The organism is Acinetobacter sp. WCHA29 (genome assembly GCF_002165335.1).
Lineage (GTDB): Bacteria > Pseudomonadota > Gammaproteobacteria > Pseudomonadales > Moraxellaceae > Acinetobacter.
Genome location: NZ_NHRQ01000037.1, coordinates 1 through 12018, shown reverse-complemented (window position 1 = coordinate 12018; position 12018 = coordinate 1). Strand labels below are relative to the sequence as shown.

General features: G+C 36.5%; 12 protein-coding genes and 1 pseudogene. 6 read left to right on the top strand and 7 right to left on the bottom strand.

Translation table 11 applies throughout. From position 1 onward, the window contains the following. Positions 1–133: 133 nt before the first annotated feature. Positions 134–775 carry a TetR/AcrR family transcriptional regulator C-terminal domain-containing protein gene (locus CDG59_RS14590; RefSeq protein WP_004787586.1) on the bottom strand — a complete coding sequence of 214 codons (642 nt, stop codon included), beginning with the start codon at positions 773–775 and terminating at the stop codon, positions 134–136. A gap of 65 nt (positions 776–840) precedes the next feature. Here CDG59_RS14590 and tet(39) point away from each other — a divergent pair, with 65 nt between their 5' ends. Both tet(39) and CDG59_RS14580 read left to right on the top strand, forming a co-directional pair. After that, positions 841–2028, top strand: a complete 1188-nt coding sequence (tet(39), locus tag CDG59_RS14585; protein WP_087546000.1) for a tetracycline efflux MFS transporter Tet(39) — start codon at positions 841–843, stop codon at positions 2026–2028. A gap of 225 nt (positions 2029–2253) precedes the next feature. Continuing rightward, complete coding sequence (locus CDG59_RS14580; protein ID WP_015060246.1) at positions 2254–2865, top strand: recombinase family protein; 612 nt, start codon at positions 2254–2256, stop codon at positions 2863–2865. A gap of 189 nt (positions 2866–3054) precedes the next feature. Here the strand turns inward: CDG59_RS14580 and CDG59_RS14575 are convergent, their stop codons facing one another. The 5 genes from CDG59_RS14575 to CDG59_RS14550 form a co-directional block, all read right to left on the bottom strand. Next, the gene (locus CDG59_RS14575) at positions 3055–3939 is read right to left on the bottom strand and encodes an Mph(E) family macrolide 2'-phosphotransferase (RefSeq protein ID WP_000155092.1); all 885 of its coding nucleotides are present in this window, start codon (positions 3937–3939) and stop codon (positions 3055–3057) included. Positions 3940–3994: 55 nt separating this feature from the next. Continuing rightward, the gene (gene msr(E) / locus CDG59_RS14570) at positions 3995–5470 is read right to left on the bottom strand and encodes an ABC-F type ribosomal protection protein Msr(E) (protein ID WP_000052512.1); all 1476 of its coding nucleotides are present in this window, start codon (positions 5468–5470) and stop codon (positions 3995–3997) included. A gap of 601 nt (positions 5471–6071) precedes the next feature. Then, the gene (locus CDG59_RS14565; protein WP_087545999.1) at positions 6072–6638 is read right to left on the bottom strand and encodes a plasmid replication DNA-binding protein; all 567 of its coding nucleotides are present in this window, start codon (positions 6636–6638) and stop codon (positions 6072–6074) included. A 63-nt stretch (positions 6639–6701) separates the two neighbouring features. Then, on the bottom strand, positions 6702–7625 hold the full coding sequence (repM, locus tag CDG59_RS14560) for a replication initiation protein RepM (RefSeq protein WP_005155887.1): 924 nt from the start codon (positions 7623–7625) through the stop codon (positions 6702–6704). 639 nt (positions 7626–8264) lie between these two features. Beyond that, a complete protein-coding gene (locus CDG59_RS14550) occupies positions 8265–9020 on the bottom strand; it encodes a hypothetical protein (RefSeq protein ID WP_087545997.1) in 756 nt (251 codons plus the stop codon). 353 nt (positions 9021–9373) lie between these two features. Here CDG59_RS14550 and CDG59_RS14545 point away from each other — a divergent pair, with 353 nt between their 5' ends. Then, positions 9374–10330, top strand: a complete 957-nt coding sequence (locus tag CDG59_RS14545) for a MobA/MobL family protein (protein WP_087545996.1) — start codon at positions 9374–9376, stop codon at positions 10328–10330. A gap of 107 nt (positions 10331–10437) precedes the next feature. On the opposite strand, the gene CDG59_RS14540 is transcribed toward CDG59_RS14545, so the two are convergent. After that, entirely contained in the window at positions 10438–10698 is a 261-nt protein-coding gene (locus tag CDG59_RS14540) for a hypothetical protein (RefSeq protein WP_005155907.1), read from the bottom strand. Positions 10699–10876: 178 nt separating this feature from the next. On the opposite strand from CDG59_RS14540, the gene CDG59_RS14535 reads away from it, so the two are divergent. The 3 genes and pseudogenes from CDG59_RS14535 to CDG59_RS15215 form a co-directional block, all read left to right on the top strand. After that, the gene (locus CDG59_RS14535; protein WP_005155906.1) at positions 10877–11101 is read left to right on the top strand and encodes a hypothetical protein; all 225 of its coding nucleotides are present in this window, start codon (positions 10877–10879) and stop codon (positions 11099–11101) included. 240 nt (positions 11102–11341) lie between these two features. Then, complete coding sequence (locus CDG59_RS14530) at positions 11342–11767, top strand: DUF6985 domain-containing protein (RefSeq protein WP_087545994.1); 426 nt, start codon at positions 11342–11344, stop codon at positions 11765–11767. A 37-nt stretch (positions 11768–11804) separates the two neighbouring features. Continuing rightward, a pseudogene (locus CDG59_RS15215) lies at positions 11805–11944 on the top strand (IS3 family transposase); the annotation flags it as partial. Positions 11945–12018 lie beyond the last annotated feature (74 nt).

Genomic DNA, 12018 nt, shown 5'->3' with positions numbered 1-12018 from the left:
GTTATGTAAAATATTTAAATGTTTGATATTAAACAACTTTTAAAATATGATTTCGCATAAGCGCCATTATGTTAAATAATTAAGGATAAAAGCTTTATTACTAAATAGAACAGTTGCTTAAAGCAGTATAGAGTTAAGTTTGCATTTTAATATCAAGTTGTCTTTCAGCACCGATAATCACCATACGAATCCCATTTTCAAAAATGTCATCCGCATTCATATTTTGTAAGGTATTCACTCCTTGGAGCATGAGTGGATATATAGTTGGATCGGCTTCGAATGGTGGGTCTGATCTTATTTCTTCTTGCTGCTCCTCAAGGACCCACCCAACAATAAACCTTCCTAATGTCATAAGTAATGCAACTGCTTCAACAGGAGAAAACCCAGCATGAGATAACAGCGCAACTTGGGCCTCAATCGTGTTGAAATGTCCTTGACTGGGGCTAGTTCTTGCATGTAGACGAGCACCATCACGGTAAGCTAGTAGTGCTCGACGAAAGCTTACAGAATTAGCGAGCAACCAATCTTGCCATGTCATCCCATCGATGGGTAAAGAAACTAAATGGTGTTCATTTATAATGGTTTCCGCCATTGCTTCCATTAACAAGGATTTATTCTTGAAATGCCAATATAGAGTTGGAGATTTAATACCCAATCGTTGAGCTAGCTTGCGTGTGGTTATTGAATCTATGCCTTCTTCATTCAACATATCCAATGCGGTACGCAGGACTATTTCACGTGTCAGACGTTGAGGTGCAATATCTTTTTTACTCATAAATCTATCACTGATAGGGAGTGTGTGAGAGAATATTAATTCTATCATTGCTAGAGAAGGCATTTGTGAAGAAATCATTGAGCGTGATTTTAATCACTATATTTCTGGATGCTGTTGGGATTGGTTTAATTATGCCGATCTTGCCTGAATTATTACGGTCATTGGCTGGAGCTGAAGCAGGCGGTGTTCACTATGGTGCTTTATTAGCTGTGTATGCTCTGATGCAGTTCATTTTTGCACCTATCCTTGGAGCGTTGAGTGACCGATTTGGACGTCGACCTGTATTAATTATTTCAATTGCTGGTGCAACGGCTGATTATCTCCTAATGGCTGCTGCTCCTTCTCTATTGTGGCTATATATTGGTCGTATTTTTGCGGGAATTACAGGTGCCAACATGGCTGTTGCAACAGCTTATGTTTCAGATATTACTCCAGCCCATGAGCGTGCAAAAAGGTTTGGTCTCCTTGGAGCTGTCTTTGGTATTGGGTTTATAGCGGGTCCGGTAATAGGTGGAGTTTTGGGTGAATGGAACTTACATGCACCGTTCTTTGCTGCTGCTTTTATGAATGGGATTAATTTAATAATGACAGCAGTCTTATTAAAAGAATCAAAACACAGCAATAAAATGACTGAGAAGGTTCAGGAGCAATCAATATTAAAGAAATTATCCTATTTGATCACTCAACCTAATATGGCTCCATTGCTTGGTATCTTTTTAATTATCACATTGGTTTCACAAGTCCCCGCAACTTTATGGGTTATCTATGGGCAGGATCGTTATGGCTGGAGTATATTTATTGCAGGTGTTTCCCTTGCTAGTTATGGAATATGCCATTCTATTGCACAGGCTTTTGCTATCGCCCCTATGGTAAAGAGGTTTGGAGAGAAAAATACGTTGTTATGTGGAATAGCTTGCGATGCAATTGGTTTACTTCTTTTATCTATTGCTGTTGAAGAATGGGTGCCTTTTGCGTTGTTACCATTGTTTGCCCTTGGTGGAGTAGCCGTTCCTGCTTTGCAAGCAATGATGTCCAGAGGTATTAGTGATGAAAGACAAGGTGAATTACAAGGGCTATTAAGCAGTTTTAATAGTCTGGGGGCTATAATTGGTCCTGTATTAGTTACTAGCCTCTATTTTATGACTCAGGCATCAGCTCCTAGAATGGTATGGGCATTAGCTGCAATACTTTATGTAATCACCCTACCCTTATTGCTTAAGTATCGCCTGAATAAATATTCTGGAGTTCCATAAAATATTTAATTTATTGGTTTAAAAACTAATGGATTCTATAGTTTATCTAAAATTAACATAATACACGTTATACGAATTCCCAAGGCATGGCTTTTAGTCATGCTTTTTTTATCAAAAGACTATACCTGAATGATAGCGAGCCAAATCGCATACAATATCTATCATTAGACTTAATGCAATAATTAAATGATAGTATTATCATTAATCTAATAGAATTAAGATTAAATGATAGAAATGAATACACGTATTTATCTACGAGCTTCAACTAAAGATCAAGATGCAGAAAGGGCTTTGCAGATTCTTCAGGATCTAAACCAAAACTTGAATTTGGGTGAAACCATTGTGTACGTGGAAAACTATAGTGGTACGAAGTTAGACCGACCTGAATTGAATAAGCTACTGTCAGAAGCAAATCAAGGTGACACATTGTTAGTTGAAAGTATTGACCGCTTATCACGCCTAACCCAACGAGATTTTCAAGAGCTGAAGCGCAGGATCCAGGAGAAGGGACTTCGTTTAGTCGTAGCAGATCTTCCTACTACCTACCAAATGATTCAAACCAGTGACAGCATTACTCATTCAATCTTGGAACTCATCAACAATATGTTGATTGATCTTCTGGCAACAATGGCCCGCCTAGACAATGAGAAACGTATAGAACGTATTAAGCAGGGCCTGGCACGTTCGGGTTACAAACCAACAGGCAAGAAGGCAAATGAGGCTAAACATAAACGAATAAAAGAATTGCTAGTAGTTGGCAATATGACTAAGGAAGAAATTGCCAAAGCAGTGAATTGTGGAGTTGCAACTGTCTATCGAGTTGCTAAAGTTATCTAAAAGAGGCTTATCTCAACGCGCCCCCAATGGGGCACCGCTGCATTCAGGTTACTTCACATAAGAAATTTTATGTTAAATGATTGTTAGAAATGCCCCTTGATCGAGGCATTTTCTATAAAGAATACTAAAAACTAATTAAAGCCAACCAAGTTTCAAAACAAGGCAGTTCTCAGCAATCATATTTTTAAATTATATAACTCCCAACTGAGCTTTTGCTCCAACGATAAGGCTTTCATTTTGAGTTTCTAAGGCAAATAAACCATACATCAAAGGAGAGGCCGCTGCTCTTTCTAAAGTCTGTTCATATAGTTTATTCCAAACTTTACCCCCTAGTTTTTCATACTCGATGATTAGAGTTTTGAGGCTTTCTTCTCCAAACAAAGTTACATGCCCAGCAAAATCAATCGCTGGGTCATCTATATGGGCTGTTGACCAATCAATAACGCCTGAAACAGCTCCATCCTTTGAAGCTAGTACATGCCCAGCATATAAATCGCCATGTATAAATTGGGTGAAATCTGCCCATAGAACATCATTATCCAACCATTTTCTGTAGCGGGTTTCCAATTGCTCACTTATACCAATTTCAGATTTTACTAACTGCAAATTGTTTGCTATTTCAGGTCTTAAATCTGAAGGTTTCATAATTTTCAAATCATTTTCCCGAACTTCTTTTTCAGGAATACTATGGATTTCAAATAAGGTTTTTGCCAAAGATGTTATGTATTTCGGGCTATCTTTGTCCATATTCCAAATTATTTCATAGGTTTCAGCATCCAAATTTAAAACAGGATTATCTTTAAGTATGGGATAAGCCACTAATTCTGTAGATGAAATTCTCCAATCAGGAACCTCTACAGAAAGATGTTTTTTTACCAATTCTAAAATGCGTTTTTCTTTCTTGATTTGTTCCCTCATGCCATCACGACGAGGAATACGCAGCAACCATTGTTGCCCCTTTGTATCAAGAGCAAAAACGACCTTAAAATCAATGCCCATTTCATTGAAATTCATTTTGTCCGTAAGCAACAAGCCGTGTGCTTCAGCAAGTGATTGAATATCTTGAATTGTCATTTTTAATTTCCTTTAAAGAGTTCAATAATTAATGTTCGGATTAGATTGGCTATCATTAACAATCTCTCTCAAAAGTCTTGATGATTTTGTGGTCTTTGATCTCGTAGATAATGTCAGCAATATTATCGACCAATTGCTTGTCATGAGATACGAAGATAATAGTTCCTGCATAGGACTTCATCATTGTTTCTAATGCGGCAATACTTTTTAGGTCAAGATAGTTTCCTGGTTCATCCATAAGCAAAATATTATATTTTCCTAAAAGCATTTTGGATAAAAGCAGTTTGATGATTTCACCTCCCGATAAGTCGGATAAGTTTTTTTGAATATCATTCGCTCCGATCCCCATTGAAGCCAATACTGCACGAATTTCCGCAACTGTGTACTCGCACTCTTCCTGCATAAAGGAGAGCACAGATTTATGCGTGTTAAATTTATATCCTGTTTGTGTAAAGTAGCCAATTTCAGCTTTTGGAGATATGGTTAATCCATCAGCACGTTCTGATATCATTTTTAACAAGGACGTTTTCCCTGTTCCATTCGATCCAGTTATAGCGACTTTAGCGCCAAGCGGTATTATAAAGTTAGCGTCATCAAAGATAGTACGGCTACCAAATTTTAAGCTCAGACCATCTGCCGTAATCGGGAACTTATTGTGCAGTTCTAGGGCTGAACTTTGACGAAAACGAATAGAACGCAAATGCTCTGGTGCTTGAATATCTTCTAATGCAGCCAAACGCTTTTCCATACTCTTAGCTGCCTGATACAGTTTTCTTTGCTTGGTGCCAGTCATTTTTGCATGCCCAAGTCGTCCAGCACTTTCGGTAGAGTTTTTGGATTTTTCTCCTTTTTTCTTATTGTCTAATCGATTAGCTTGCTGGCGTTTTTCTTGCACAGCAGATTCTAATCGCTCCCGTTCCTTCATCATCAGCTCATATTCTACGGCTTGGTGTTGTCGCTCTTCTTCTTTTTGACGCAAGTAATCCGAGTAACCACCCCAATATTCCGTAATTTTACCGTCTTTTAACTCCCATATCTTGTCTACAACCATATCAAGAAAATATCGGTCATGACTGATAACAAGTAATGCTCCATCAAATGCTTTAAGTTGACCAATAAGTAGATCTATTCCATTGAGATCAAGGTGGCTGGTTGGTTCATCCGCTAGAATGCCATGTACTTGTTGGGAAAATGCGGCAGCAATTTTTGCACGAGTTTCCTCTCCGCCACTCATTGTGTCGTTTTGTACATTGGAAACACCAAGGCGAGATAACATTGCCCGGTCTTCGACCGTTTCTATTTCGATTCCGCCCAGTTGGCTGATATGTGCAAAATCACCAAAACGCTGTAATGTCGCTTCGGCTAAAACAATTTCGCCATTAAGTACTTTGAGTAAACTACTCTTTCCTGCTCCGTTATCACCCACAAGACCAATACGGTCATAAGAGTGAATTTCCAATTCATCAATATCCAAAACATCACGCCCAGCATAATCCAAGCGTATGTTTCTCGCTTTAATAATTAAACTCATTTTTATTTACTCCTGTTTAGCTCTTGAAATTTTTTATGCAGCAAACAGGATTTAGGTGAAAACAAAAGCTAGCATCACAGTGTCCTCCCAAAAAAAAAGCTATTCATCCACAGGGTGGACAAATAGCTAGTCAATTAAGTTATAACTGGAAACTATGCACTAAAAGCATACTTATAAATTAAGCATACTTTTACTTTATATATCCGCATATATTCTTAAAGACACAACAAAAGCCCACCATTATAAAATAGTGTCACTATGCAAATAGTTGTGTCTTAACGAATGCGGATAGAATGCATAAACTTACCTAAAAAATAAAATTCAGTTTTATGATAACTTTACTGTTAAAAGAAGTCTAGACAACCTTGTTTTATGCTTGGATATAAGGCTTATTTTAAAATAATAGTAGTGAAGATTTTCTAAAATTAACATAATACACCTTATACGAAATGCGTTATAATTATCTTTAGAAATCAATACTATAGCTCTATGTTTATAGCCCAGTCTCCCATGACTGGGCTTTTTTTGTGACTTTTCACGTTCCACGCCTATTTCTTAACCAAAGTTCCACGCCTTTGCTTAGTCAGACTGAACAATCCCCTCAGCCATTCGGCAGGAAAAACCGGCTCAGAAAGCCCCGTTTTGGTGGTTCAGGCTCGACATGCTCCGGCACTGCAATTCGCTTATTTTCTTTTTCAACCAGAGTAGTCAATCCCTCATCTTTCGTGTCAACGGTGCCTGGTTCTGGCTGTGCTGGGGCAGTATTTGATTGAGGCAGCTCTTGATCGGTAAACGTAGTCATATTGGCTTTTTGGGGCTTCATTTCAATGAGTGTCAGCAGTGTATCTATACGAGCGTTTGCCTTGGCTTCACGATCTTCGGCTTTTTCTAACTGTTTTTTTAGAAAATCGATTTGGTTTTTGAGTTCTACAACTGTTTTATTGGTGTATTCAGATGTATTTTGATTTTGTATTGGAGACGTATCGATACGTTTTACTTGTTTTACTCCAAAAGGTTCTCCATATACACGAAGAAGTTCTGAAAAATCTATAAAACCATCGTGGTCACGGCTTAACACACCGTTTTTTATATCTTTATATAGCGTAGCTCGAGATTTTTTATACAGGGTTGCAGCATCACTAACACTGTATTTTGTAGCTGTATTCATAGTGTATTGCTGTGTATTTTGAAAACGTATTGAAGAATACAATATTTGTATTCTCCAATACACTCAAGCTTTAAAGCCTAAGTTCTTTAGATGAGGAAAAAACTGTTTTTGCTGTATTGGATCTCTTAGCATTTCTTTGATTTTCGCGGCTAGGCTCTCATAGCTTTCATTACCATCTGCTAAGTTTGAGAATTCAGGTAGTCGTGAAAGCTGATTGCCAAACATATTGATTTGAGCATCTGTCATTTGGTGGAATGCTACTTGGGATGTTCTGGTTAATTCTGGTTGAGATGATCTAACTTTCGATTTAATTCTGAATTGAATATCAGTGATGACTCGACCTTTCTTGAATTGGTCATATTCAACGGTAATATTAGTGTGTTTATTAATTTCACTTACTGCTCTGTCTAATACGTTGGATTTAAAGTTAGACATTGTTGAATATTCAGTCGCATCAAGCCCTAACTTTGATCTAAGATCGTTAATACTATATTTCTCAGTTTTTGCTACATTCAACCATTTAATTAATAGCTCATATAGTCTTATGCTATATTTGCTTCTAAAATCAGATACTTGCTCTATATGATATTTGGTAAATTGTTCGCTTAATCGGCTAATTAAGCTGATAACTTCTTTGCTAAGGTATAAAACAATAAGACCACTAGAATCTACATAGGTCACTTTGTTTACCCAATTTGCAGTAGTAAGAGCCTCTAGGCCCTTATATCTATCTAAATAACTAAACTCCCTTCTTTTTAGTGTTTTTGCTGCCTCTCTAAGTAAGCCATAGGCATTATTACTATCCACTTTAAATTGATGAATGTAGTCGCTTACAAGTACTTCTATTGGTGTATCAGGTGTGAGATTAGAAGACTCTCTAGCTCCAACTATGGCCAAGAGCATAATACGTTGCTCTATGAGCGATAAGTTAAAAGAAGCATCGATAAGAGCATTATCTTTAACAACTAATTTATTGTTATTTGTCATGATATGAAGCTTATTAATTCATTTAACTAGGTTATATGTTATATATTTTAAATAGTCAACAATCTATCTATTCATATACCCCTTAAACCTATCTTTATTACCCCTTAAACCTATCTTTATTACCCCTTAAACCTATCTTTATTACCCCTTAAACCTATCTTTATTACCCCTTAAACCTATCTTTATTACCCCTTAAACCTATCTTTATTACCCCTTAAACCTATCTTTATTACCCCTTAAACTATTGTAAACAAAGGCTTTCAGCATGTCTAAAAACATTAAAAACTTTAAAAATAATTAAAAGCCTAGGCAAAGAAAAATTGCCCTTGGTTTTCGCTTCGCTCAAACTCTATTGAATCTCGCTTTCGCTCGATTCGCCGGGGCAATTTTTAGGTTAATGTTTCCTTGAATTTAAGAAAAAGCAAAAGCAAGATCAAAAGCAACTCGGAATTCGCTTCGCTCATAGAACTTTTTTACTCGCTTCGCTCGATCTAGGATCAAATTACTATATGTGATTTACGCTTATTTAGGCTTCACAGCCTAAAAAGCTGTTTTTCAGGGAGTCTAGGCGCGAATTTTGATTGTGTCGCTCGTAGACACTCGCTCAACTATGGGGACTCTAAGTTGAAATAATCAGGACTATTGATGTTTATGTTGGTGTTTTTCAATTTCTATCGTTGATAGTTTCTTATGATTTCTTTCCCAAGTTGATAGGCCTTCAAGAACATCAAGAAATAAATTTTGTCGTTTAAAAAAATTGTAGGTGTGTTCAGTAATCTCTTTAAATATTTTACTTGTTCTTACCCTAGAAGCGAATTGACTGTTATTGACAATTCTATTGGTGATTTGATCTGGTGTTTCCGAATGAATATCAATATTCAATTTTTTAAAGGCTGCTAATACTGCACCACCTAACTCGTATTTGCGTCTGTTTTCCTCATTACGCTTGATTTGTGCTTCGCTAAGGGTTTTCCTCGATTTATTTAAAACTTCGCGTTTTTGCTCATTTTCGAGGCGTATACGGTCATTGAGAACTGCCTTATGGATTTTTTGATAAGACTCTAAGGCTCGCTCTAGTCTAAACCAGGTGTCTCGATCCTGGTCTTGTTGGGCCAAACTTAAAATTTCAACTTCATTGTCCATTAGTTTTTGTTGGTTATGTGCTTTGAGTTTGATCTGTTCAAGTAAGATTTGGCGTTGTTGATATAGCACTCTATAGCGATCTACAGTTTTAAACTTTTTGAATATCTCTTCATCAAATTTTTCTGTAGATAATAATGACCTTAAAACATGAGATTGGATTTCTGTGAGGAACGGTAATTTTTCTAAAAACTGCTGCAATTGAATCAGATCTTCATTTGATAAAACTTTAGCAGGACGACCTCGTTTCACCATGATCAGCACCCCAAAAAAACACATGAATCAGATATCAGTAGAGTAGCATATGGCGGCATGAATAAATTAAATAAAATGTGGGAACATTTTATTTAATTTATTAGCTCGTTTCCGTGTTTCTAAAAAGCTATAATTTTACGAAGTAAATTATAGCTTTTTAGAAACACTTCTTCTCGTGCTCCGCAGGCAATTAGAGATGTAAGTTATTGATTTATATTGAATGTTATCTGTTACATAGAAACTAAGGTGCTGTTACAGCATTAAAAAAGTACCGTTACAACATCAAAAAGTACTGTTACAGCATTAAAAAGTGCTGTTACAACATCAAAATACCATGGAGGGTCGGCACCAGAATGTTCTACTGTAATCTTGAACACAACAGTAAAAATCCGCCCCCAAAAGGTGGTAAAAATAACAAGCCTAGAACGGCCAAAGAGCGCTTTCACTACATCACTCGAACTGCACAATTTGCACAACATAAAGATCATGTTCATGAACAACTTGAGTTTGTTTGCTCAGGTAATATGCCCAGCTTTGCCGAGGGGAATCCGGAAGAATTTTGGCAGGCCTCGGATCTGTATGAACGCAAAAATGGTCGGGTCTGTTCAAGTTTGGTGGTGGCTTTGCCGAAAGAACTTACTCAAGAACAGCGCATCGAGTTGGCCGAGGCATTTATTGCCGAATTTGCTGATCGTTATCGCTATCCTTTTACTTGCGCGATTCATAATCATGCTGGCGCTTTGGCGGGACAAGATCAGCCGCACTTGCATTTGATTTACAGTGAACGCCATGTTGATGGTATTGAGCGAACACCGGAGCAGTTTTTTAAGCGTTATAACCCTGAGCAGCCAGAGAAAGGCGGTGCACAAAAGCTCACGGCAGATGTGTTAGGGATGGGCAAAGAACAGTTGCAGTTGTATCGGCAGAAAACTGAAGAGCTGATTAATGACAGCTTACAGCGTTATGCACCGACCAAAATTATTGAAATTAGAGGGCTAAAGGTAGAGGTTCCGAATCTAGTGAGTTGTCTATCCAATGAAGATTACAATAAAAAATATGATACTCATCTGCAAGATGTGCCGATCATGAGTAAGGCACTACGGTTTGCAAAAGAAAGTGATCCTGTCCGTTTTCAGCAAAAACAGGACATGATTGTAGAAATTAATCGGTTGAGAGCTGAGAATCGTTATGAGCTGTATAAACCGTACTATGAGGCAGAATTGAATAAGCAAAAGTCACTAGAGCAAGAAAAGCAGAAGCAGGCACAAGAAAAAACGAAGGGATTTGATGGTCCTAGTTTTGGATTTTGATAGAGCGTTCAAAAATCTGTGACAGGTAAACTGACTGTAGGACTGTAAATTGTGTAATGGTCCTTTAAAAGGACCATGCAGGGAGTCTAGCTATTCAATTAACAGTCTCAAAATTGCATAAATGCTCCATCAGGAAAGAATGCTAAAAAAGCGCGTTTAACGTCTTCGTAATCATCATCTATATGTTGATCAAGATGATGCTGCGTCCATACCAATGTTGCTTCTCGATCGTCAAAACATTTATTAACGTTTAAAAATAAACTCAGATTGTTCGATCTATTAATTGAGAGCTCTTTAATGAGTTGAGTTCCAATTTTTCTAGAATTTTCAGAAAGATATAAATGATTAATCAAGTTTAAATTACCCATTGTTATGCCTCATTTTAAGAAGAAATAATTAAAAACACCTTCTTCATATGTCCTGAAAGAAGGATATGGGAATATTTAAACACATAAATAGTGTGTTAATCACATTATTTATGTGTTTAAATGTAAATAAATGATCTGTGCTATACTTTTCCATCAGAACAATTCTGCTTTTTAAACTATGCCTTACGAAGAATTTCAAAGACTTATAGGTAAGTCTGGCCTTTCTATTAAAGAATTTGCAGCGCTTTTAGATATGAACGCCAACTCCATTACCAACTATAAAAAGAACGGTAAAGTGCCCACTACGATTGCAGTAATTGCGGTCATAATTTCAGATATGAAGGATGATGGTCTGGACTTTTATCCAATTTTTGAGAAAGTTCGAGCTTATCGTGATCAATAGAGTATTTGATGTGAACCCAATTAAAGATTTAATTGGGTTCTAACACGTGCATTTCGTAGAAGAGATTTTATGTTAAATGAGTGCTAGAAATGCCCCAGATGGGGCATTTCGCATAAGGTGTATTATGTTAATTTTAGGAAAACTAATAACTCTAATATGAATATCCACCGATTTTGTAGAAACTTTTTAGTTAGATAAAATAGCTAATTAACGAGCTTTATTAAAGAGGATGTAAAATAAATGAATATATTAAATGATCCAGTATTAGGCGAGCTTACATTTGATATATGGTGGTCTAGAGAGTATGAAATAACAATATTTGACTGTAAGAAACTAGTTCCGTTAGTTATTCAAACGTTTGATAATGAGAGTATTAGTGATAAGCAAAGAGACACTTTTCTTGAATTTGAAAGGAATAAGAGTTCTATTATCTCTTCAATTGAGATAGCTATATTAACTTATTATAAGGAAAATTTTGATGCTAATGTAGTTGAAGATATTACTGCTCTCGTAAACCTACTGAGAATCAAAATTATGTCTTCTGATGATATGAGAGAATTAGGTTTTATTTTTGATGCTTCATTTGATCCAGAGCTTGGGGTCGGTGTTTTATTGATTAATGAAAGCATTGAAGAAGTGGATGTACAGGATATTTTACTTGGTTAAATTTGTATAGAGTCTATAATTTTGGTAGCTATACAAAGTATTAATTCATTCAAATCAAGGTAGTCAATACAACAGTTAGAATAGCAAACATTTCTTAAACAGCATAATTTGGAATGTAGTATGAGTCGTAGAGGAAATCTCCACGATAATGCTGTTGCTGAGAGTTATCTCCCCATTTAACATAATGGCGCTTATGCGAAATCATATTTTAAAAGTTGTTTAATATCAAACATTTAAATATTTTACATAAC

What these genes read in the sequence shown, in the direction of transcription:
- CDG59_RS14540 (WP_005155907.1), bottom strand. Translation starts at nt 10,698, where the DNA reads ATGGGTAATTTAAACTTGATTAATCATTTATATCTTTCTGAAAATTCT.
- CDG59_RS14530 (WP_087545994.1), top strand. Translation starts at nt 11,342, where the DNA reads ATGAATATATTAAATGATCCAGTATTAGGCGAGCTTACATTTGATATA.
- CDG59_RS14565 (WP_087545999.1), bottom strand. Translation starts at nt 6,638, where the DNA reads ATGAATACAGCTACAAAATACAGTGTTAGTGATGCTGCAACCCTGTAT.
- CDG59_RS14550 (WP_087545997.1), bottom strand. Translation starts at nt 9,020, where the DNA reads ATGGTGAAACGAGGTCGTCCTGCTAAAGTTTTATCAAATGAAGATCTG.
- repM (WP_005155887.1), bottom strand. Translation starts at nt 7,625, where the DNA reads ATGACAAATAACAATAAATTAGTTGTTAAAGATAATGCTCTTATCGAT.
- CDG59_RS14590 (WP_004787586.1), bottom strand. Translation starts at nt 775, where the DNA reads ATGAGTAAAAAAGATATTGCACCTCAACGTCTGACACGTGAAATAGTC.
- CDG59_RS14535 (WP_005155906.1), top strand. Translation starts at nt 10,877, where the DNA reads ATGCCTTACGAAGAATTTCAAAGACTTATAGGTAAGTCTGGCCTTTCT.
- CDG59_RS14575 (WP_000155092.1), bottom strand. Translation starts at nt 3,939, where the DNA reads ATGACAATTCAAGATATTCAATCACTTGCTGAAGCACACGGCTTGTTG.
- CDG59_RS14545 (WP_087545996.1), top strand. Translation starts at nt 9,374, where the DNA reads ATGTTCTACTGTAATCTTGAACACAACAGTAAAAATCCGCCCCCAAAA.
- CDG59_RS14580 (WP_015060246.1), top strand. Translation starts at nt 2,254, where the DNA reads ATGATAGAAATGAATACACGTATTTATCTACGAGCTTCAACTAAAGAT.